23 protein-coding genes are annotated in these 22,777 nt (G+C 33.6%); 9 read left to right on the top strand and 14 right to left on the bottom strand.

Annotated features, from left to right (window positions below):
* Positions 1-29: 29 nt before the first annotated feature.
* Both KQA_RS0208785 and KQA_RS0208780 read right to left on the bottom strand, forming a co-directional pair.
* On the bottom strand, positions 30-770 hold the full coding sequence (locus tag KQA_RS0208785; RefSeq protein ID WP_010180186.1) for a DsbA family protein: 741 nt from the start codon (positions 768-770) through the stop codon (positions 30-32).
* A gap of 18 nt (positions 771-788) precedes the next feature.
* Positions 789-1,409: a hypothetical protein gene (locus KQA_RS0208780; protein WP_010180185.1), complete on the bottom strand. Its 621-nt coding sequence runs from the start codon at positions 1,407-1,409 to the stop codon at positions 789-791.
* A gap of 125 nt (positions 1,410-1,534) precedes the next feature.
* Between KQA_RS0208780 and KQA_RS0208775 the strand changes: the two genes are divergently transcribed.
* A complete protein-coding gene (locus tag KQA_RS0208775) occupies positions 1,535-1,876 on the top strand; it encodes a winged helix-turn-helix transcriptional regulator (protein ID WP_010180183.1) in 342 nt (113 codons plus the stop codon).
* A 24-nt stretch (positions 1,877-1,900) separates the two neighbouring features.
* Here KQA_RS0208775 and KQA_RS0208770 read toward each other — a convergent pair whose 3' ends face one another.
* The 6 genes from KQA_RS0208770 to rsfS form a co-directional block, all read right to left on the bottom strand.
* Positions 1,901-2,164: an acyl-CoA-binding protein gene (locus tag KQA_RS0208770; RefSeq protein WP_010180182.1), complete on the bottom strand. Its 264-nt coding sequence runs from the start codon at positions 2,162-2,164 to the stop codon at positions 1,901-1,903.
* Between the two features lie 3 nt (positions 2,165-2,167).
* Positions 2,168-2,827: a phosphatidylserine decarboxylase family protein gene (locus KQA_RS0208765; RefSeq protein ID WP_010180179.1), complete on the bottom strand. Its 660-nt coding sequence runs from the start codon at positions 2,825-2,827 to the stop codon at positions 2,168-2,170.
* Entirely contained in the window at positions 2,817-3,623 is an 807-nt protein-coding gene (locus KQA_RS0208760) for a phosphatidate cytidylyltransferase (RefSeq protein ID WP_029209530.1), read from the bottom strand. The genes KQA_RS0208765 and KQA_RS0208760 overlap by 11 nt, the downstream gene beginning before the upstream one ends.
* Before the next feature lies 1 nt (position 3,624).
* Positions 3,625-4,230 carry an LUD domain-containing protein gene (locus KQA_RS0208755; RefSeq protein ID WP_029209529.1) on the bottom strand — a complete coding sequence of 202 codons (606 nt, stop codon included), beginning with the start codon at positions 4,228-4,230 and terminating at the stop codon, positions 3,625-3,627.
* A gap of 69 nt (positions 4,231-4,299) precedes the next feature.
* Entirely contained in the window at positions 4,300-6,264 is a 1,965-nt protein-coding gene (ftsH, locus tag KQA_RS0208750) for an ATP-dependent zinc metalloprotease FtsH (protein ID WP_010180173.1), read from the bottom strand.
* Between the two features lie 20 nt (positions 6,265-6,284).
* Entirely contained in the window at positions 6,285-6,656 is a 372-nt protein-coding gene (rsfS, locus tag KQA_RS0208745) for a ribosome silencing factor (RefSeq protein ID WP_010180171.1), read from the bottom strand.
* A 193-nt stretch (positions 6,657-6,849) separates the two neighbouring features.
* On the opposite strand from rsfS, the gene KQA_RS0208740 reads away from it, so the two are divergent.
* Positions 6,850-7,578 (top strand): biotin--[acetyl-CoA-carboxylase] ligase, encoded by a 729-nt coding sequence (locus KQA_RS0208740; RefSeq protein ID WP_010180169.1) that lies wholly within the window; start codon positions 6,850-6,852, stop codon positions 7,576-7,578.
* 88 nt (positions 7,579-7,666) lie between these two features.
* Here the strand turns inward: KQA_RS0208740 and KQA_RS0208735 are convergent, their stop codons facing one another.
* Positions 7,667-8,059: a hypothetical protein gene (locus KQA_RS0208735; RefSeq protein ID WP_010180167.1), complete on the bottom strand. Its 393-nt coding sequence runs from the start codon at positions 8,057-8,059 to the stop codon at positions 7,667-7,669.
* Positions 8,060-8,125: 66 nt separating this feature from the next.
* The gene (pyrE, locus tag KQA_RS0208730; protein WP_010180166.1) at positions 8,126-8,767 is read right to left on the bottom strand and encodes an orotate phosphoribosyltransferase; all 642 of its coding nucleotides are present in this window, start codon (positions 8,765-8,767) and stop codon (positions 8,126-8,128) included.
* Between the two features lie 8 nt (positions 8,768-8,775).
* Between pyrE and KQA_RS0208725 the strand changes: the two genes are divergently transcribed.
* The 3 genes from KQA_RS0208725 to KQA_RS0208715 all read left to right on the top strand — a co-directional run bounded on the left by KQA_RS0208725 (position 8,776) and on the right by KQA_RS0208715 (position 11,500).
* Positions 8,776-9,375: an NUDIX hydrolase gene (locus tag KQA_RS0208725; protein ID WP_029209528.1), complete on the top strand. Its 600-nt coding sequence runs from the start codon at positions 8,776-8,778 to the stop codon at positions 9,373-9,375.
* A 1-nt stretch (position 9,376) separates the two neighbouring features.
* Positions 9,377-9,601, top strand: coding sequence for a hypothetical protein (locus KQA_RS0208720; RefSeq protein ID WP_157366628.1), 225 nt, complete (start codon positions 9,377-9,379; stop codon positions 9,599-9,601).
* Between the two features lie 285 nt (positions 9,602-9,886).
* Positions 9,887-11,500, top strand: a complete 1,614-nt coding sequence (locus KQA_RS0208715) for a SulP family inorganic anion transporter (RefSeq protein WP_010180161.1) — start codon at positions 9,887-9,889, stop codon at positions 11,498-11,500.
* Positions 11,501-11,584: 84 nt separating this feature from the next.
* Here the strand turns inward: KQA_RS0208715 and KQA_RS0208710 are convergent, their stop codons facing one another.
* The 3 genes from KQA_RS0208710 to coaD all read right to left on the bottom strand — a co-directional run bounded on the left by KQA_RS0208710 (position 11,585) and on the right by coaD (position 18,638).
* Positions 11,585-16,942 (bottom strand): Kelch repeat-containing protein, encoded by a 5,358-nt coding sequence (locus KQA_RS0208710; protein ID WP_010180159.1) that lies wholly within the window; start codon positions 16,940-16,942, stop codon positions 11,585-11,587.
* A gap of 212 nt (positions 16,943-17,154) precedes the next feature.
* A complete protein-coding gene (locus KQA_RS0208705; protein WP_010180156.1) occupies positions 17,155-17,985 on the bottom strand; it encodes a hypothetical protein in 831 nt (276 codons plus the stop codon).
* A gap of 197 nt (positions 17,986-18,182) precedes the next feature.
* Positions 18,183-18,638: a pantetheine-phosphate adenylyltransferase gene (gene coaD / locus KQA_RS0208700; RefSeq protein WP_010180155.1), complete on the bottom strand. Its 456-nt coding sequence runs from the start codon at positions 18,636-18,638 to the stop codon at positions 18,183-18,185.
* A gap of 168 nt (positions 18,639-18,806) precedes the next feature.
* Between coaD and KQA_RS20525 the strand changes: the two genes are divergently transcribed.
* Positions 18,807-18,968, top strand: coding sequence for a hypothetical protein (locus tag KQA_RS20525; protein WP_198283112.1), 162 nt, complete (start codon positions 18,807-18,809; stop codon positions 18,966-18,968).
* On the opposite strand, the gene KQA_RS0208695 is transcribed toward KQA_RS20525, so the two are convergent.
* Entirely contained in the window at positions 18,933-19,907 is a 975-nt protein-coding gene (locus tag KQA_RS0208695; RefSeq protein ID WP_010180153.1) for a D-alanine--D-alanine ligase, read from the bottom strand. The genes KQA_RS20525 and KQA_RS0208695 overlap by 36 nt on opposite strands.
* A 123-nt stretch (positions 19,908-20,030) precedes the next feature.
* On the opposite strand from KQA_RS0208695, the gene KQA_RS0208690 reads away from it, so the two are divergent.
* From KQA_RS0208690 to KQA_RS0208680, 3 genes are read left to right on the top strand one after another with little or no spacing between them, the layout of a single operon-like run.
* Entirely contained in the window at positions 20,031-20,582 is a 552-nt protein-coding gene (locus KQA_RS0208690; RefSeq protein WP_010180151.1) for a PASTA domain-containing protein, read from the top strand.
* A gap of 7 nt (positions 20,583-20,589) precedes the next feature.
* Complete coding sequence (locus KQA_RS0208685) at positions 20,590-21,627, top strand: RluA family pseudouridine synthase (protein WP_040396240.1); 1,038 nt, start codon at positions 20,590-20,592, stop codon at positions 21,625-21,627.
* Between the two features lie 30 nt (positions 21,628-21,657).
* Positions 21,658-22,773, top strand: a complete 1,116-nt coding sequence (locus KQA_RS0208680) for an ATP-grasp domain-containing protein (RefSeq protein ID WP_010180147.1) — start codon at positions 21,658-21,660, stop codon at positions 22,771-22,773.
* Positions 22,774-22,777 lie beyond the last annotated feature (4 nt).

Below are 22,777 nucleotides of genomic sequence, written 5' to 3'. Positions count from 1 at the left end.
AGATTTATAGGTGGGGGCTATGGCTTACTTTAAATGGGTGTAGAATAATTTAGTTCCTCCATTTTGTATAAGATTTTTGATATAATTTGTGAGGCATCTAAGTATCCTTGATTCAAAATTTCGGTATGACCATTTACTTTAATGGCACATGCCGGGTAGCCTTCAAATCCTAGTATTTGCGTGTTTAAGAATTCTAATTCTATTTTTTCGGCTTCTATTTTACTGTTTAATCGACTAATGAAGTAATCGCTATCAATAGGGTAATCTTCTAAAAGTTCAATGTATGTGGTATCCGATTGAATATCTTTACCGTACTGGAAAAAAGCAGTTTGTATATCCGAAGCAAATTCAAAAGCCCCTTCAGAGTATATTTCTCTCATTATAGCTACTGCAATGGAAGCTTTTTTTGAATCGTAACTATAGTTGTCGTTTGCTAATAGTTTTATAAATTTTTCTCCAAATATGCGGCCAGAGCGATCGCTTACATTTTTCATGTTATTTTTAATATGCTGGCTGATGTATCCCATTTTTAAGCTTCTAAATCCAGCAAATATTCCACCATTAGCAAGTTTAAAATCAGCTATAGATTTTAAATCAGAGATTACAGCGGTTATTTCATTTGAAAAACCATAACACCATCCGCATAATGGCTCATAACCATAAATAATTTCAATTTTCTTTTTTTTGTTTTTTTGAAGTATTGGAGTTTTCGTATAGTCTTTTATACTTGTTGTTTCTAAGGTTAGGCTTTCTGTGTTTATAAAATTCATAATTTTAGTTTATTTAGGTTAGTTTAAGTTGTATGAGTGATTATGCCAATCAAATGTTTTTTTGTTTGGTTGAGTAGCTATTGGTACAAGTAAATCAGTTGGATTCATTATTTGATTTTTTATAAAAAATATCTTTTTGGCATACTTGTGGACTTTGAAAATTATTTTTTCATCTATGGAAGAAGTAGATGAACAGGAAAAATGAAGTGTTTTTTTATTGGTGTTACTATCTTTTTTTAGTTGAATGACAGGGAGTTGATTTTCTTTGAAAACGCTAGTAATCATTTGAATAATCTCTTTACATTCAGAACTATAAATGTGCTTGCATATAGTGGTGTCAATAATTATATACTCTGGCCGGGCATGATGAATAGCCATAATTAGATTGATGAAATAATCATTAAAATCCTTGTGCAATATTTGCTTAGTGATTACAAAGTATAGACAGTTTACTTTCGATAATTCATTTCTTAATTGATAGAGTTGATCAAGTTTTTTTTCATTGAAAAAGTTGTTTGTTAAAAAAGATTCTTTAACATTTTTAACATCTTCATGAACATTTTGATCTTTTTTTTGTAGATTCTTCTCTACATACGTACCTTGTAGGGAGAAGGGACTTATTATTAAAATTTCCTTCATAATTAAGTCATTTTGAGATTAATTGATGATTCAATTTAATATATAACTTTCGTTAAATCAAGTACTTACTTAATGGTAGGGTACATACCTTTTGGTTGGTTTTACTGATAATCAGGCGATAACAAATGGAAAAAAAAGAAAAAAAATTAATAGATACCTGCCCAGTTCGTAAATCTTTGGACGTTATTGGTGGAAAATGGAAATTGTTAATTATTGGTCAATTCTTTGGAGCGGACATGTTGAGGTATGGTGAATTGAAGAAATTAATACCAGAAATTAGCGAGAAAATGCTTAATCAGGAACTAAAATATTTATCAAAAGTAAATATTTTACACAAAAAAGTATATCCGGAAATTCCTCCTAAAGTAGAATATTCATTAACGGATCTTGGGAGACAGGTAATTCCATTTATAGGAATGTTAGCTGACTTAGGTAATAAGTTAGAAGAATTAGAAGAAAAGGTGTAAAATTACTGTTGTTGCATATAGGGGTTATCTAAGGTATGTTTTTACTAGTTCAATATACCCTAGTTTAGCCTCGTCTTTACTTAAGCCTCTGACTTGTAATAGTGCATTTACCTTAAAGGCATTCCTAAGTTCTATTTCATCTGAGGGGCGATAAAGGCCCGAATCTTCTGTGGCTTGTTTGTAATAAGCATAAAACTGTAACTTGATATCAGTAGGGAGTAGCTTAGGGTAGTTATTTGCTTCATCTACCGCTTTTAAAAATGTAATATGTATTGTTTGACTATCCATTAATTAGCTTGACTTACTTACAGTTGCTAACACACTTTCACCACCTCGAACTTTATCTTCTAAATTGACATTAATTTTTGTGCCTAGTGGTAGAAAAACATCTACTCTAGATCCGAATTTTATAAAACCATTATCGGCGCCTTGTGCTACAGTTGTGTTTTCTTTAGCATAATTTACAATTCTTTTTGCTAATGCACCTGCAATTTGACGATAAAGCACATTAATTTTTGAATTTTCAATAACAACTGTGGTACGTTCATTCTCTTCCGAGCTTTTAGGGTGCCAAGCAACTAAGAATTTACCTGGGTGATATTTGCTAAAAAGAACTTTGCCTCCTATAGGGTTTCTAGTGACATGTACATTAATGGGAGACATAAATACAGATACTTGTATTCTTTTTTCTTTAAAAAATTCTTTTTCAAAAACTTCTTCTATCACAACAACTTTCCCATCTACAGGGGATACAACAGTGTTGTCATCAATTTTTGTATTACGTTTAGGGTTTCTAAAAAATTGAAGGATAATTATTAAGAAAAAGGCAGCTATAGCATATAGTATACCTTTTAGTATCGTATTATCAATAAAAAAATGAGTAGTTAAGGCTAATGCCGAAACTAAAATTAATGTTATTGTAATGATTTTGTAACCTTCTTTATGAAACATATGTAATTATTTGTAAATACAAAAATACAAAAGGACTGGCATATAAAATACTATCAAGGCGATCAAATATGCCTCCATGACCAGGCATTATTTTTCCGCTATCCTTTACACCTGCTTGTCTTTTAAATTTAGATTGAATTAGATCACCAATAGTTCCAAAGATACTTACTATTGAAGCTATGGCTATCCAGTGTAATAAGGATAAAGATTTTGAGAAATATGAAATTAAAATTCCTCCTATAATTGCAGCTATAAACCCACCTATGAAGCCTTCAATGGTTTTTTTTGGTGATATTTTTGAGTATAATTTATGCTTTCCAAAATTTTTACCTGTCAAATAGGCAAAGGAATCATTAACCCATATTAGCACTAATAAACCTATGAGGTATATAGGTTGATAGTTTCTGAATTGATCAAAGGGGATTAATGTTAAAAAGAAAAAGCAGCTAATTAAATAAAAAATACTCACTATGTATTTCTTTTTTTCGAACATTGGGATGATCCTTATAAAAAGTAGGTCTTTTAATAAAAGTAATTGGACAAATAAGGAAATAAATAAAAATGACCAGGTAATAGATAAAGGTATTTTAATAAAGTGAGTAGCGGCAAAGCCTGCGACAAGAATAATATATAGAAAGACTTTCTTGAAATGAATTAAACGTTGAAATTCATACAAACAAATTAGCGAGAATATAAAAAAAACGGCTAAAAAGGAGTATTTATGGAGTAATATAGATCCAATGAGAATACATACGTAAATAAAGCCAGAAAGTGCTCTGGTGTATAGTTCTTTCATGCTATAGGTCTTCTACTAAAAGTAGGTATAGATTTTTTGCGCTACTTCCATAGGTCAAAAAATTGTTTTCTTTTTGAGCTTCAAACAATTGAATAGTAGTGATATTCGTAGGAATGTAATTGTTTTTTCTGTTCTTTATTCCTTTTAAGCCTTCACTAATAGTATTTATTAATTGACTGGTGTAGGCGATAATAATAAAATTATCGGGTAGTTCTCCTAACTTTTTTTCTTTTAATTGATTCGAAGAGACTAATATACCGCCGCTATTTCCAATTAGGTACTCGCAGGATGCAAAATAAACGTTAGTATTAACTTTTTTAGAAAAGTTTAAGTTAAAATCTGAAAATTGCTTTTGTAAATCCTCTTCAAAACAACAAATTTCACTGTTGTGCCATTCGTTTTCTAATAAAATATGATCAAATGTTTCAAAGGCTTCTTTTTCGTTTTCACAATATAAAAACTTGCCGCCTTTTTCTCTAAAGTTAAGCATAAACTGTTCATCAACAGGAAGTTCATTTTCAGGCATATACTTGCTTGTTGAAAATGAGTCGTCCTCCTCCTTTTGAGGTTTATTGCGTGACGAAAAAAGTCTTTTAAACAGACTCATATTGCTTTACTTATAATTGATTGCAGTATATACATTACTACTAACGATAAAAAGGCTTGATTCTTATTTCTATTTTTCTTCACCGCTATTAGCTTCAACGTCAATAGTTATTGGATTTTCCTTTTTAAAAGGTCTTTCTCCAAAAATTTCTACTAAATCATCTTTGAAAATGACTTCTTTATCAAGTAAAACTTCTGCAAGTTGAGTCATTTTTTCTTTGTGTGTTTCTAGTAAGTCAATAGCACGTTGAAATTGAGTTTCAATAATGTCTTTTATCTCGGCATCAATCAATTCGGCAGTTTTTTCACTGTATGGTTTTAGGAATCCACTTTCTCCAGCAGGGTCATAATAGGTGATATTTCCTACTTTTTCGTTTAAACCATATATCATAACCATAGCTTTTGCTTTTTTGGTTACACTTTCTAAGTCGCTTAATGCTCCAGTAGATATTTGATTAAACATTATTTTTTCAGCGGCACGCCCCCCCATGGTAACACAAATTTCGTCTAAAAATTTATTAGTTCGTGTAATGTGAGCTTCTTGTGGTAAATACCAAGCAGCACCTAGTGATCTTCCTCTAGGTACAATGGTAACTTTGACTAAAGGATCTGCATGTTCCAAAAACCAACTTACGGTTGCGTGACCAGCTTCGTGGTAAGCAATGGTTTTCTTTTCTTCGGGAGAAAATAAATTACTACGTCTTTCAAGTCCTCCAACTATACGGTCAACAGCATCTAAAAAGTCTTGCTTGCCAACATTTTTCTTTCCTTTTCGAGCAGCAATAAGTGCAGCTTCATTACATAAATTAGCGATGTCCGCTCCAGAAAAGCCTGGAGTTTGTTTAGCTAAAAATTCGATATCTAAATTGTCGGCCTTTTTAAGTGGTTTTAAATGTACTTTAAAAATAGCACGTCTTTCATTTAAATTAGGCAGGTCAACATAAATTTGTCTATCAAAACGACCCGCTCTCATAAGAGCTTTATCTAAAACATCGGCACGGTTAGTAGCGGCAATAACAATTACATTAGTATTGGTTCCAAAACCATCCATTTCGGTTAATAGTTGGTTAAGGGTATTTTCTCGCTCATCATTAGATCCTGACATGTTGTTTTTTCCTCGAGCTCTACCAATGGCATCAATTTCATCAATAAAAATAATTGCAGGTGATTTGTCTTTGGCTTGTTTAAATAAATCACGAACACGTGAAGCACCAACACCAACAAACATTTCAACAAAATCAGATCCAGATAATGAAAAGAAAGGCACTTTAGCTTCGCCGGCAACAGCTTTTGCTAATAATGTTTTTCCAGTTCCTGGAGGACCTACTAATAATGCACCTTTAGGTATTTTTCCTCCTAGTGAGGTGTATTTTTCTGGATTCTTTAAAAAATCTACAATTTCTTGAACCTCTTCCTTAGCTCCTTCTAGACCAGCTACGTTTTCAAAGGAAGTTTTTACATCGGTATTTTGATCAAAAAGTTTAGCTTTTGATTTTCCAATATTAAAAATTTGACCACCAGGGCCTCCGCCACCGCCGCCACTCATTCGACGCATGATAAAGATCCATACTCCTATAATAAGAGCAAACGGCAATAATGAAATTAATAAATCACCCCATACATTTGATTCACTATTGTATTGAACAGGAGTATTTATATTGTTTGAAGATTTAATTTGATTAATGGTGTTTTCAAAGTTTTGTAAATCACCAAACTCAAATTGATAATCCGCTCTTTCTTTGCCCGAAGCAGTATTTAGAAAAGAGTTTCCATTTTTCTTTTTGTGTTTTTCAAGTCGTTTAGCTTCGGTTGTTAAAAAAACCTTAGCAATCCTGCGATTAACTATGACAACTTTATCAACTTCTTTTTCTTTAAGGTAAGTTTGAAATTCGGACGGTGAAATTTCGTTTTTTCCAGCTAAGTCACCTTCAAAAAAGGTAATAGCTAAAAAACCTAAAACAACTACAGCTATTATCCAATAGGAGTTAAATTTTGGTTTTTTATTTAAATCTGATTTTTTGGGCTGATTTGCCATATATTTTTTTAGCTAATTTTTTAATAATTTGTTTCAATGAGTGTGCTCTTTGCATCACCCCAAAGCTCTTCAATATTATAAGTTTCTCTAATGTGTTTTTGGAAAACGTGTACCACAACGTTAATATAGTCCATAAGTACCCATTCAGCATTATCTGTACCTTCAATATTCCAAGGTTTGTCTTTTAATGCCTTGCTAACAGTTTTTTGAACAGAGCCAACAATAGCATTTACTTGTGTGTTGGATGTACCATTGCAAATAATAAAATAATCACATACTGTATTTTCAATTTCTCTTAAATCAAGTATGGTAATGTCTTGCCCTTTTACTTCCTCAATACCTTTAATGACTTGTGCAATTAACAAATCATTGTTTTTTTCTTGTTTCGACATTCAATTTTTTTTAATCCTTACTTGCATTGTTGATGCAAATTTAAGAAATTGTGTTCAGTTGATGATTTATAGTTCATCTGCTAATTTACGGTATTATAAAAAAAATAAAACCATTTTTTATTAGTTATAACAAAGTTATTGTTTTTTGGCTTTTTAACACCTTCTTTATACAAGCAAAAGTCTATAAATTTTCATGAAAATAATCAAAGTTGATGCCATACCATCTACAAATAGTTTTTTAAAAGAAGTTTTACGCAATAAAAGTATTACTAATCCAACCTGTGTTTGGGCAAAAACACAGACAGATGGAAAAGGACAGCGGGGGACAACTTGGGTAACCGAAGCAGGTAAAAATCTAACGTTTAGTGCCTTTTTTTTTGTTAATGAAGAGATAGGTAGAGCTGCATTTGTATTGAATATGTTAACTGCCCTAACGGTAAAAAATGTGCTAGAAAAATACAATTTACCTCAATTAAGGATTAAATGGCCAAACGACATTTTGTCAGTAAATAAAAAAATTGGTGGTATTTTAATTGAAAGTAGTTACCAAAACGGCGTTTTGTCCGAAACCGTAATCGGAATTGGGTTAAATGTAAATCAAGAAGACTTTAGTAATTTACCCAAAGCTTCGTCTGTAAAAAATATATTAGGAATTTCGCTTTCGCTAGAAGAATTGCTCATGCAAATTTTAGCGAGTTTGGAGGAGTTTCTTGAAAATTATACGTCTAAAGATTTTATAAAAGTGAAACAAAATTTTGAGAATGCAATGTTTCGTTATAAAAAGCCGTCCACTTTTGTGGTACAGGATAAAGAATTTGTAGGGATTATTCAAGGAGTTACCGACAATGGGTTGTTGCTTGTATTGGAGGAAGACGATTGCATAAATACCTACGATTTAAAACAAATTGAATTGAAGTACTAATTAATAGGTAAACAAGGTCTGTAAAAAAAGAACAAGTTCCATTTATGTGTGCAAATGGAACTTGAAGCATACTTTAATATTGTATATTCTAAATGTTTTTTAAATTTTCAGCTAAAGCAGTTATAAAATTTTGAATGGGCTTTTTAATCATCATAGCCATCATAGCATTAAATTCACCATCAAAAATAAGCTGAGTTTCGGTTTCATTATCGTTAATTGCTTCGATGTTTGCTGTAAGCGTAAACGGAAGTTTATCACTAGCTGCCCCAAGAACAACTTTACTTGGTGAAATCTGCTCTTTTTGTTTCAATACAATTTCGGGCATTCCTTTTAATTGAAATAAGAATTTTTCATCACTAAGTTTTTCAAACTTTTGTTTGCTTTCAGGCATTATTTGTTCAAAATTTTCAACTTTGGTTAAAAAATCAAATACCTCTTGTGTGTTTTTGCTAATGCAAACTTTAGGACTTTCTAAATTCATGCTATTTTTTGTGTTTTTTATATTGACTCAATGAGTTGCTTTAGCAACGCGGTAGGCAAAACTAATTTATTTACCCCACTCAGAAGGGTTGGTTCGCCAATTTTGTAATGTTTCAGCTTCTTCAGTGGAAATATAATTGGCTTCCTGAGCTAATATGATTAAGTTTTCGTAATTACTAAGTGTGTGTAGTGTTACTTCTGCGGCAGCAAAATTGTCGGCAGCTATTTGAAAGCCGTAACTAAAAATAGCAACCATACCCAACATGTTAGCATTACATTTTTTTAGCGCTTCAACAGCTAAAAGACTACTTTTTCCTGTGCTAATTAAATCTTCAATAACCACTACATTTTTACCTTCGGGAACAATACCCTCAATTTGATTTTGTCTCCCGTGCTTTTTGGCCTCGGGTCTAATGTATATAAAAGGAAGATCTAGTGCGTCGGCAACTAGCATACCAATCCCTATCGCACCAGTTGCTACACCAGCGATTACTTCGGCATTTGGATATTGCTTACGTATAGCAGCAGCAAATTTGTTTTTAATTGAGTTACGAACCTCTGGGAAAGAAAGGCTAATTCGGTTATCACAATATATTGGCGATTTCCATCCAGATGCCCATGTAAAAGGGGCTTGTGGTTGTAATTTAATTGCATTAATTTGCAGCAATTGAGCTGCGGTTTCTTTGGCAGTTTCTATATCAAAAATCATAGTCGCAAATGTATAAAGTTTTTGTCAATAATTCAGCAATTATCCTGTCCTGTGAGTCTTGTATTTCTGACGAGCATATTAAAATAAATATAAAAAAAGCGAATATGATTGAAATCATACAAAAGCTTTTAGTGCATCCCGAGCTGAAATATCACCTATATCATAAAAAGGAGGATAGACTTTTGAAAATTTTGCATAAAAAATTACCTGTTGTATTAGCTGGAGGGGGTAAGGTATATAATGCCGAACGAAAAATATTATTTATTTATCGTAATGATAAATGGGATTTACCCAAGGGTAAGGCAGAGAAAAAGGAATCTATAACACAAACAGCACTACGTGAAGTAGAGGAGGAAACAGGGGTTAAGAATTTAATTTTGGGAGATTTTATAAAAAAAACATACCATGTATATAAGCGTAATGGTTCTTATAAACTAAAGTTGACCTATTGGTTTGAAATGTTTAGTGATTTTGATGGTGTACTATTGCCTCAAGAAGAAGAAGGTATTACAAAGGTGAAGTGGAAATCATTTAAAAAGAGTAAAAAAGCATTAGAAAACACCTACGGAGCAATTAAAGAGTTGTTTCCAATGGAATATTTTGATTAATATGACGGCTTATCAAGAAAACAGAATAATTGTTTATAAGGCAAAAATAGAAATGCTAAAAAAAGACGCTAATTATTTTAAAAAAAATATGTTGTCGTTTGTTTTGTTTGGAATTGGTTTTTCATTTATTGCTCCTTTTTATGGGCAGGATACAACGTGCGTAGGGAATTCCGAAACTGTTGTGGAAAAGCTAGGTGGAGGGTACTTGCAAGCGGTTTTTTTTTAGCGCAGCAGTATATTTCACCTTTTTGATAATTGGCACGTTGGTTTTTCCATTACAGGATAAATTAAGAGTAAAAAAGTACCAGAAAAAAATTGATGCTATAATGTGGGAAATTGAAAAAGATAAAAATTTGTAGTAGGTTGACTAAGTTTAACATAGCTTGCTCTGTCGAATTCATTGATAAAACTAAGGCTTATTTAATTCGTTTTAAAGCCGTACTTTTGCACTTTTAAAAAAGGCGCATAATTTTATGATGCTTTTAGGTCAATAATTCAATAAATACATATTGTGAAACAGTATTTTAAAACAAATTCTGCAGGAATTAAAAATGATATTACAGCGGGGATTACCACCTCATTAGCTATGATCCCAGAGGTGGTAGCTTTTGCTTTTGTTCTTGGGATTGATCCTTTGGTGGCTTTGTCGGGAGCATTTATGGTAGGTTTGATAGCGGCCATTTTTGGAGGTAGACCCGGCTTAATATCTGGAGCGGCTGGAGCAGTAGCAGTGGTGCTTATTCATTTGCTGATTGACGGAAATAAAAGAGGTTTAGCCTTTGATATACCGGTCGAAAACATGGGGTATTTTTATTTATTAGCGACTGTTATTTTAATGGGAATCATTCAAATTATTGCAGGGCTATTTAAATTAGGGCGTTTTGTTCGTTTAATTCCACACCCAGTAATGATGGGGTTTGTGAATGGTTTAGCCATTGTAATTTTCCTGGCACAATTGAAAATGTTTTTTCATAAAACACCAGCTGGAGTTGCTACTATAATGGAAGGGGCAGAATTATATAGTATGATTGGTTTGGTGGCATTAACAATGGCATTAGTTTATTTCTTGCCTAAGTTTAAATACACTAAAAAATTACCAGCAGCATTAACAGCGATTTTAATTGTATCCTTAATTAAAATATTTGGAAATATTAATGTAACCACCGTAGGATCATATATTAGAGAAGGTGGTGGAGCTGGATTAAAAGGTAAATTCCCTACACCTAATTTAGAATTGTGGGAACACTTGCCACTTGCGTTAGATACGTTTACGTTTATTTTACCTTATGCAGCTTTAGCTGCGGCGGTAGGTTTAATAGAGTCTTTGATGACATTGAATTTAGTGGATGAAATTACAGAAACTAGAGGAAATGGAAATCGGGAATGTGTGGCACAAGGAGCTGCCAATATAGTAAGTGGATTGTTTGGAGGAACGGCCGGTTGCGGAATGATTGGGCAGACAATGATTAATATCAACTCGGGAGGTCGTGGACGTGCATCGGGTATTGTAATGGCAGTAACTTTATTAGTATTTATATTGTTTGCAGATACGTATATTGAGATGGTGCCTATAGCCGCATTAGTAGGTGTGATGTTTATGATGGTTATTGAAACCTTTGCATGGAGTAGTTTCCGAATTTTAAAACGTATACCAAAATCAGATGCTTTTGTATTAATTGCAGTATCTACAATTACTGTTTTTGTCGATTTAGCCATAGCAGTATTGGCAGGGGTAATTATTTCGGCTTTAGTATTTGCTTGGGAAAGTGCTAAGCGTGTTAGGGTGAATCGTATTATTAAAGAGAATGGTGTTAAGGTTTATGAAATTTGGGGATCGGTATTTTTTGGAAGTATCCAGAGTTTTAACTCCAAGTTTGATGTAAATGGTGATCCGGAGCATGTTGAAATTGATTTTATGGAGGCTAAAGTAGCTGACCACTCAGCTTTGGAAGCTATTTTTGTTTTAGTAGGTAAATATGAAAAAGCAGGAAAAAAAGTGACATTAAAACACTTGAGCACGGAATGTAAAGATTTAATGCGAAAAGCTTCGCCTATATTTGAAGAGGTAATTGAAGAGAGCGTTGAAGATCCAAGATATCATGTAATGGCTAAGGCTTTGAAGTAGAAAAGCTGAGAAGAAAAAAGGAGTAACCAAATTTGATTACTCCTTTTTTTTGTGCTTAAATCGTATGACTTTTTTGTTTGCAGCTTAGTCTACTACAAGCTTTTTAATTAGCGTTTCACCAGACTCAAGTAGAATATTTATAAAATATAAGCCACTAGGAATGTTTTTTAATGACATTTCAATAGCATTATTTTTGTTAAAATTAGCAGTTGAAATAAGTTTTTGCTGCATGTCAAATAATGTAGCTTTTACTATGGAATCATTTGCTTGGTTAAATTCAATTTTTAAATAATCACTTGATGGATTAGGGAATACTTTTAAATCGGTATCCGCTATTGTGTTTAAGTTTACAGCTAATTGTTTTGCGGAAGTAGTACTAGTAATCAGATTATTAATTGATCCATTTATTGGAATTTCAATGAAGTTATTGTCTATTTCTAAGCTTAATATACCAGTAGCGCTTTGTAAATTAGTTGTTGTGAATGTTACATTGATTGTTTTTTCGCCAGAAGCTTCAATTAATATATTATTAGTAGCTTCATTTAAAGAAAAACCAGTTCCAGATACTGTGACGTTATTCAAGTAGGTAGCGGTATTTCCTCCTGTATTTTGTAATGAAATTGCTAAGTCAATGCTAGGCTCATTAGTGTTAAAGGTGAAATTTAATTCACTATCGGATTGAATACTACTAGCGCTTAATGGAGTTCCGATCGGAGCATCTGCACCGTAAACTTCCATGTTTTTTTGATTTCCACCACCACGATTTGGTGAGCCGCCAAGGGTAAAAATACCACTACCCGAAACAATGGCTTGAGTTCCATGTCGTGGATTGTTTAAGCTGCTTTTTGTGCTCCAAGTATTTGTCAAAGGATTATAGGCTTCAACGGTTGAAAAGGCTGGGCCAGGCTGTGTACCCTCCCCACCAATAACAAATACTTGTCCGTTAAAATTGACAACACTTGCTGCTGCTCTGGGAGTTGGCAAATTATTACTAGTATCTAAAGTGGACCAGGTGTCTGTGATCAAATCGTAAACATCAACCTCTGGGATTAACGGTCCAAATGTACCTCCAGGCCCTCCAGAATGTCTTCCGCCAGCAGCGTATATTTTATTGTTAATTACTGTGGCTTGAAAATGATCTCTAGCATGAGGTGCGTCATCTAATATGGTCCATGTTCCTTGTTCTGGGTCATAAACATCTAGCCATGGTTCATAGCCACCATTATGCCCAATGGTATTTCCTCCAATAATGTAAAATTTGTTGTTATGAACAACTAAAGCAGCACCACCTCTACGGCGACTTTCAGGTATTTCAAAACCTTTAATCCATTGTTCAGAAGCTGGATTATACATATACACATTTTCGGCAGGAATTTCGTTAGGGAAACTATTGGTCTTAAAAGCACCTATTACCCAAACTAAACCTTGGTGCGTAATCGCTTGAAAGTGATTAAACGGGAGTGGCGCGCTGCCACCTTCAGACCAAGAGTCGTTAGTGTAATCGTATACTTCTATTTTTTCAGCAGATTCTCTTCCTCCAAATAAAATAAAATTTTCTCCGGCTTGAACAAAAGAACATTCATGTCGTGCAGTATAGTTTTCATCTTCATTTTTATTTGTCCAAGAAAAATTTTCATCGAGCACCTCCCAAGTAAAGGAGCTTGATACTGTAGCGGCGTTTTCTTGTTTGGCCGTTAATGTTACAGAATATAGCCCTGGAGAATCATTTAAACTACCCGAAATTGTTCCTAAATTAGGGTCAATTTCAATGCCATTGGGCTGGCCCGAAATTTCATATTGATAAGCCTGACCAATTAATCCACCTGTAGCGCTTATATGTATAACTACTTCATCCGAATTCGTGTTCGTTAAATTGGGTAAGGTAGCTATATGTAATGGGGTAATTTGTGTTATTGGGACAACTACTTCAATCGCATTAATAAGTGGATTTTCGGTTTTATGTGCAAAACCAATGTTGAGAATGTTATCGGATACACTTACAGGAAAACTTAACATTCCAGCAACTTGATGTCCAAAGGTAGCGACTAAATCTAGGTTGGTCTTTACTTCACTTCCTTCTAAAAGTAAATCAAAAATACGCTGTCCAATTTGATTAGCGCCACTATAGGTGTTTCCTAAGTAAAAGTTAACTACATAATCACCATTAGCTATAGGTATTTGGTATTCTATTTCTGGAGAAGCATTAGCGTCAAATTTTTCTTGATCAAAAATAGAATTAAAAGTAGTTTCATCAATATAGCTAGGGATAGAAGGGTTTCTTTCGGCATAGGAAAAAGTAGCATTAAAAATAAGCCCCGTATTTACAGAAAAAATGGAATTAGATGAGGCTCCAGAAATAGCATTTGATTCCCAGTTTAATTGCGAATTAGTTATAGCGCTACCACCACTATTAATCCGAACCAGTGGTTGAGCTTCGTTTTCAATAATACCTGTTAAATTAATAAGTAAAGGAGTGGTGCTCCCGGTATAATTGATTTCTAATTGTGCATTTTTTACACCAGTAAGACTATTGTTAGGGTTTAATTTTACGGGGATGATAACTTCTCCGTCAACAGGAACAATTAGTGGTGTTGTAATTTCAGTCTCAAAAATAGTATTGTTGTCACCAATGATATTTATTGAGGTGATGTTTACACTTCCTTCACTCGGGTCATTTAAATTAGAAATTGATATATTTCGTAAAATATTACCATCGTTAGTATTTACTAAACCAAAATCGACAATTTCACTATCAGGTTTTAAAACATCGGGTGTACTTTCGCTAATATGCATAAAGTCCCATATTGTAGAAAATTCTGGGGCCTGACCAAATGAAGTTGATATGATACCGACTGCCATTCCTTGATCATCTGTAGGAGATAAAAAGCTATCAGGTAAATTAATAGGATTTCCTATTTTTTGAATAGTATTTCCATTATCAATACTAATGTAAGGTTGAGCGGTTTGATCACTTGGAATAACAGTGAAAAAAAGTTCAACCGCATTACCTGCTAAAATGTTAGGAATATTGAATCGTTGACTTTGTACATTATTTGAGTCTTCTTCTCTTAGTACTTCTAATCCATAGATACTATCTGAAGGGTTAGTTCCGTTGGAAATGACTAGTTTAATATAATTGTCCTGGTCTCCATTACCGATATACAAACCAACTGAAGCAAAATTAATAGGGAAAGTACCAATTCCATTGACACCAAAAAAAGGAGATTCAACTTTAGTGTGTATCGTAAAAGTAGGGGAGTTGGTATCTACATTAATTCCAAATTGAAAAGCATTATCTTGATTGTTGACAGTTCTAATAGGGTCACCATCCGAAACTAAATCAATAGACGCTTTTCCTGCTGCACCCCCAAAAGACAAGTTATCAATATCAAATTGAGTTAAATAGTCTGTGTTTCCCGATGGGTCAAGCATTAAGCCTGTAAAACCTAATCCAAAAAAGCCTGTTCCGGGGTCATTGTTAAAAAAAGAATATCGGATAGGTAAATTTGTAGTAGTCCCATTATTGGGGTCAATAGCAAAAGCATCATTTACATCTAAAATACCATCATTATCATCATCGTTATCGTTTAAATCCGAGATGTTGTCATTGTCATTATCTTGCGGGAAACTACCTGCAGAACAAAAATTGGTGCCATTATCTATTTCGTCTTGATTAGTAAAGCCATCGGCATCATAATCCTCGGTGGGATCAAAATCTGGATTTGATTGGAGGATACAGTTGCCAGATTCCGAAGGTTCAAAAATAGTAATGTCATCGGCTCCATAAGTGACTGCCCATATTGTTCCTGCGTAGGGATGTGAGTCAGGTAAAGCTATAATATCTAAGGGAATTGATCCAAATCCACTAAAAATAACTTCCTTTTCTTCAAGTGAGTCACCAGTGTCTGATAGTGCGTATCGAGTGATATTTCCATTAAATGAAGCGGCAAATAAGTTTCCTTGTAATTGATTGGAAAAATTAGAAGCGGTATATTCACAAATACCGTTGGTAGAAGAGTTGATTACATCTAAAATTCGAATATCCGTATTTGTAGTATCGGTCACATCATAGGCGCCTTGTCGGTCATCATCGGGAAAATCGGTAATATCAAAGCTACTTTGGAAATAGCCAGAAATTCCAATGAGGCTAGTGGCTAAATTGTTTCTGTCAATTTCCTGCCAAGTACCTCCAATGTTTTGATAGTCTACAATATCTGCACGAGATGGGAATGCTCTGATAGGATTAGGATGCCCCGCGTAGTAGGTGCCATTTGGGTCATCAATGGTACCCACAAAATGTAAAGAATCTCCAGATCCGGTACTTCCCGATTCATTAAATTCTCCTGTTACATAATCGCCATTTTCTGGATTGTATGTGGTAGTACTTTCATCACCTATATTTTGGTCATTGGAGTCGTAAATTAAAGGAATACCTCCCCAGCCTGTATTGGGGCCATTGTCATAGGTGTAAATATTTCCATTTTCAGTAATTACTACATCATAAGCATTTCTGTAACCGGAAGAGAAAACTTGAACAGGTCCACCAGCTTCTGGAATAGCTTGGTTAAATCCGTCGTCACCTCCAAAAGGATCGCCAACATCAATGGTAGCATTATACATAGGGTGACCTAGTGGATAAGGGAATCTACTATCCGAATTGGTAATGTCATCTCTATTAGGATCGTTTAATGTGGGTAAGTCATATACATAATCTGTATTTGTTCTAGGATCGGAGTACACAGTCATGCTTTCTAACTGTGTGAGGTTGACAATGAGTAGCGCTGCCGATAAATAATATTCGGGAGTTCCTACAAAATTATTGCTAGGTGCTCCTTTGTTGGTGTGTCCGCCTTGCTGAAGTAATAAAAAGGTATTTCCATTTTTTTCAAAAATATCCATACCATTAGTACTGTGGTTTTCTTCGCAACGTGGTAAGCCTCGAACTAAATCGATTTTATTCCAAGAGCTACCATCCCAAGTAAGTTTGGATAAAACACCTGAGTTGGTATCTAAATTTTTGTCATTTCCGCTACCGCCACCTCCGATAAGGTTATCCGAAGAAGAGACATAAATTACTGGATTTGCTGCGGTTCCAGCTGTTAGTATTCCAGTAACTTGTCTAAGCTTAACTGTAGTAAGCACACCATCATCAGTGTGGTTAGGTACTTCGGTTTTAACAATGTCAATAACGTTGGTGGTCGAAGTGGAAAAAACTCCTTGACCTAATGGAGCATCATTTCTTGTAATGTCATATTGCAAAATATCACCATTTTGTTGTGATACATACAATTTACCGTCGGGTCCAAAATCTAAGGATGTTGGATTGTTAATGGATTCACCTTGTAAGCCGATAGCGTTAAAGCTAATTTCTTGGGCAAAAGATGTGCAGGCATAGCAAGCCATTAGCAGGCTTGCTAAAAAGTGTTGGTTAATTTTGTTCATTTTTAATGTGTAAAATTTTGTTCTTGGTAATCTGTTTTAAATTAATACTTACAAAAGGCAGAAAAAAAGCCTTATTTAGTATGAATTTAACAAAATTACTTTAACATATTGTTACACAATTGAATAAGATTTTGTTATGAAAGTGTTATTTATTGATTTAATAATCAGGCGATTGTTTTATTGAAATGTTTTCTTTTTTAGGGGTGAAATTGTTAATTTTCTTTAATAGGAATAAGTTTAAATTCATCTATAGCATGAAAACTAGACCTAGGAACGATTTCTATGGTATATGTTCCTTTGTTTTTAAATTCGGCAAATACTCTGAAGCCATTATGATCCCATGTTGATGCGATTTCTGTCCAATTAGCGCTATTCATAAATATTTTCATGTAGCCTTGTTTGTTTTCGCCAGCGATACCTGTTGGTGTTTTTTCTGAACCATTTGGGTAAAACTTACCAGGAGCATTTGTTAGTTTAATTTCAATTTTTTTTCCTTGATCATCTTTTTTTCCATTAAAAACAAAGTCCCTATTAACATAGGTGTAAAAATCATCGGCATCAGGAATTTTTAGCCAAGTGTCGTTGTGTTCTGTAGTATTAGAGCCTTTGCCTACAACAGACCTCCATTTAAATTCAAAAGTACCGGGTTCATCTATTTGTACATTATATTTTAAAGCACTTGAGGTTTGAATTTTTTCTCTCCAAAATAAATCGGGGCCTTCCCAAACAATGTAGCCTGTGCCATTATAGCCATCAATAGTTGTTTTTAATTGCCAATCGGTATTAAGTGTTGCAGTTTCTGCCTGAATGACTACTGTTTTTCTTGTACTATCAATAGGGAAGTTGAGTACGCTATTGTCATCATTTGTTGGTTTATCTGTATCACCAGATGGATCATTAGTTTCTGGTTTGTCAGTATTTCCGGAATCGGTAGGTGTTTCCGTAGGTGCTTCTGGTGTTGCGTTATTTCCATCGTCACTGGAACAAGCTATTAAAAAACTAAGTGTTAGTGCTGATGTAACTAAATATTTTGAGTATTTCATGGGAGTGATGTTTTTGAGTTAGATTATAAATGTAACATTAAAAACTTTCATTCCCCATACAATATTGTATATCAAATGGTTTAATGTATTGTTCTTTTATTCTATAGGTTTGTTAAGAATCATGTTAACTTTAAAAAAATAAGATAGACTTAAGCCGCAGTCGTTAAAAGAAATAATTCAGTAATTTAATGTAAAAATTATTTCTTCCTAACCGTATCAGGAACTAAAACTGTATAATCACCATTATTTCTAAGTACATCACGGACAATACTACTGCTAATAAATGAAGTTTTTGCCGAGGTAAGTAAGAATACCGTATCAATATCGGTGAGGACTTTATTGGTGTGTGCAATAGCTTTCTCAAATTCAAAATCAGCAGGATTTCGTAGTCCTCTTAAAATGAATTTGGCATCAATTTCTTTACAGAAATCAACGGTAAGTCCAGTATAAGTAACCACGCTGATATTTTTTTTATCGGCAAAGGCTTTTTTAATAAAATCCACGCGCTCCTCAAGGGAAAACATATATTTTTTGGATGCGTTAATTCCTATAGCCACCACTAATTCATCAAACAATTCAGCACCTCTTGATATAATATCATAGTGTCCTAAAGTAAGTGGGTCAAATGAACCAGGGAATATAGCTTTGCGCATTTTTTGTGTTTTTTAAATCTTAAGTAATGCCTACAAAGTACAAAGTTTTAGTTATACTTTGAATGTGAATAAGTTTTTTTATGCGGATTAAAGCAAACATATTATAAGTTGTAAACTATATGGGAAAATTTTTTCTAAAAAAAAACAATAAAGATGTAGCATAAGTCATTGACTTTAGCCAACAGCCAACAGCCAACAGCCAACAGCCAACAGCCAACAGCCAACAGCCAACAGTCAACAGCCAACAGCCAACAGCCAACAGTCAACAGCCAACAGTCAACAGTCAACTGTCAACTATCTAAGACATTCTTCAACTTCATTGGCAAATAACTCTGCTAATGAAATTCCTTTTTTAACGGCTTGTTGCGGTAAAATACTAGCTTCGCTCAAGCCTGGATTGGTGTTAATTTCTAAAAAGTAAGGTTTTCCGTTGTTAAAAATAAAATCAGTTCGCGAAAAGCCTTTCATATTTAAAGCTTTGTACACTTTTAATGTTAAAGCTTCTACTTCTTTGTTTTGTTCAGGAGTCAATCGTGCAGGAGTAATTTCTTCAGATTTACCAAGATATTTAGCTTCATAATCAAAAAAGTCATTTTCAGTAACAATTTCAGTAATGCCTAACACGCTTGGTTTGCCTTTTAAACAAGCAACACCTACAGAAATTTCAGTACCGCTTAAAAAAGATTCAATAATGACTTCATGATCTACCGAAAAAGCTTCGTTTAATGCTGGTAGGATATCTTCTTTTGTATGGGCTTTTAGTACACCAAAACTACTACCAGATCTGTTGGCTTTTATAAAACAAGGTAACCCCACTTGATCAATAATTTCGTCAATGTGAATAGTATCGTTTTTATTTATAAAATAATTAGTAGCGGCAGGAATGCCATAAGCTTTTAAAATGCTAATGCAGTCTCTTTTGTTAAAAGTGATAGCGGCAGTGTAATGATCACAACTTGTTTGTGGTATATTCAATAATTCAAAATAGGCTTGTAATAAACCGTCCTCGCCAGGAGTACCGTGAATAGTATTAAAAGCTGCATCAAATTCAATGATTTCAGAATCAATTTGAATAGTGAAATTAGAACGATCTACGGTTATTTTCTCTTCAGCATCATTTAAATAATACCATTCATTTTTGTCTATGACAATGCGATAAGTGTTGTATTTTTTTTTAGAAAGATGGGCGTATACAATTTGTCCACTTTTTATAGAAATTTCATGTTCACTGGAGTATCCTCCCATTAAAATGGCAATATTTTTTTTCATAAATAAAGTTTATGTCATTTTTGTAATACAGATACAAAAATATACGATTACTTTAGAATAATAGATCATTAGTTGGTGTTTTTAACCGAGGTAGCTTTTAGTATATTTGTTCAAAATTAAAATATGAGTTTTTTTCGCTTTTTATACAGTAAAGCTTTTTTGTATCAATTGTTGTTCGCATTGATAGCTATTGGGTTGATTTGTTTTTTAGGCTTACAATGGTTGGATTATAAGACTAATCACGATCAACGAATAGCAGTTCCAGATTTGGAAAAGTTAACCTTAGAAAAAGCATCCGACTTATTGGAGGCTTCAAATTTAACAGCAAAAGTACAGGATTCGGCTAATTTTAATCCTTCCTATCCACCATCATCGGTTATTGAGCAAAACCCAAAAGCAGGAAGTTTTGTAAAGGAGAATAGAAAAATATATTTGGTATTAAATCCTTCTAATTATAGAAAGATCATGGTGCCCAATGTAATTCAAAAAACCAGAAGGCAAGCAGAGCCAACTTTGAAAGCTTTAGGATTTAAGATAGGTAAAATTATATACAGACCAGATATTGCTCGCGATATGGTATTGGAATTACAGCATAAAGGAGAAATAGTAAAACCAGAAGGTTTTTTAAGAAAAACATCGGTAATCGATTTGGTTGTTGGTGATGGAACACAATAATAAAGGAATGAGTACGGAAGAAATAGTTGGCCCAGAGGAAAGAGATGATTTACACGAACATTTTCGTTTTGAGGCGGGTAGTGGACAAGTTCCTTTACGGGTAGATAAGTTTTTAATGAATTTTGTGGAGAATGCCACACGTAATAAAATTCAACAAGCAGCCAAAGAAGGAAGTGTTTGGGTGAATGAAGTTCCTGTAAAATCGAATTACAAAGTAAAGCCTAATGATGTAGTGCGCGTTATGTTTAGCCATCCGCCATATGAGCAATTATTAACACCGCAGAATATTCCTATTGATGTAGTTTATGAAGATGATGATCTATTGGTGGTAAATAAAGAAGCCGGAATGGTTGTACATCCGGGTCATGGGAATTATGAAGGCACATTGATTAATGCCCTAATTTATCATTTTGAAAATTTACCTAATAATAGTAGTGACCGTCCAGGGTTGGTACACCGAATAGATAAAGATACATCAGGATTGTTAGTGGTGGCAAAAACAGAAGCTGCAATGACCCATTTGGCAAAGCAGTTTTTTGATAAAACAAGTAAGCGAGAGTATGTAGCTTTAGTTTGGGGTAATATAGAAGAAGACTCTGGAACTATTGAAGGTAACATTGGACGTCATCCTAAAAACAGATTACAAAATACCGTTTGGGATGGGGAGGAAGCCGATAAAGGAAAACCAGCGGTAACTCATTTTGAGGTAATTGAACGTTTAGGTTATGTTACTTTGGTAAAATGTAAGTTAGAAACCGGGCGTACGCATCAAATACGTGTGCATATGAAATATATTGGACATACCTTATTTAATGATGAACGTTATGGAGGAGATAAAATATTAAAAGGAACCACGTTTACTAAATACAAACAGTTTGTTGACAATTGTTTTAAAACCTTACCAAGACAAGCACTTCATGCGCGGACTTTAGGTTTTGTTCACCCTACGACTAATAAAGAAATGTTTTTTGAAGCGCCAATTCCTAGTGATATTAATGATTGTGTGGAGCGTTGGCGTAAATATGGTAGTCAACATAATGGATAAGGAGTATTAGAAATATAACTCATAGAATAAATGTCGGGCAAATTATATTTAGTATCACCAAATAGTGCTGAATCTGGAACCTTGGAAACACTCCCAGTTACAGCTAATTTAGTTCATCTAAAAGAAGAGGATGTAAATGAGGCTAGTTTTAACTTTAAAAAAGAGGATAAAGTTTGTGTAACCTCCGAAGCTTCTCTTGATATAGTTAGAAAGAAAATAGAAGACAAAGCCAAAATAAAAGGAATTGATTGTTTAAAAGATAAATATCAATTTAGAGAAATTTTGAGCGAACTGTACCCTGGATATCGATTTGAGAAAATTGACTTTAAAGGAATAGAAGATTTAAAAATAGAAAAACAAACGGTATTAAAGCCTTTAAAAGGTTGTTTTGGAACAGCAGTAAAGATCATTGATCAACATTCTGATTTAAAAAAGGTGTCGGAAGAAGTGGCTCTGGAAATTGAAAAGAATTCGAGTGTGCTTTCGGAAAATGTACTTTCTAAAAATGAATTTATAGTTGAGGATTTTATAAAAGGCGAAGAATATGCGGTTGATATGTTTTATGATGAAAAAGGGAAGCCTCATATCGTAAATATATATCATCATCCAATGCCCAAAATAGCCGCCTATTTACATATGATTTACTATACTAGTAAAGAAGTTTTTGATAAGGTGTATGATCAGGCTAACGCTTTTTTTGAAAAGTTAAATTTAATTTTGAACGTAAAAAATTTAGCTATTCATAGCGAATTTAAATTGGATAAGGAGTTGTTTCCTATTGAGTTGAATACGATGAGGTTTGGAGGAATGGGATTAGGAAATATGATTTACCACTCGGTAGGAGTAAACCCTTATGACTGCTTTATAAAAGGAGAAAGTCCTGATTGGAATACAATTTGGCAGAAAAACGAAGATTCAATTTTTGCTTTTTTAATTGCTTATAATGGTACTGATGTTAACAAATTAAATCAAGAACCAGATATTGAAAAATTGAAGAATCGTTTTACCAAGCTTTTAAAAGAAACACTATTTGATTATAAAGAACAATTAGCTTTTGGTGTTTTTTGTATTGAAGAGACCAAATCAAATTTGGAAAAATTATTAGAAATCGATTTTAATGATTATTTCAAATCCATAAATTCATAAGAAT

Source organism: Aquimarina agarilytica ZC1 (assembly GCF_000255455.1).
Lineage (GTDB): Bacteria > Bacteroidota > Bacteroidia > Flavobacteriales > Flavobacteriaceae > Aquimarina > Aquimarina agarilytica.
Note: the sequence above shows the minus strand (reverse complement) of the source record. Positions and strands in the feature narration are given on the sequence as shown.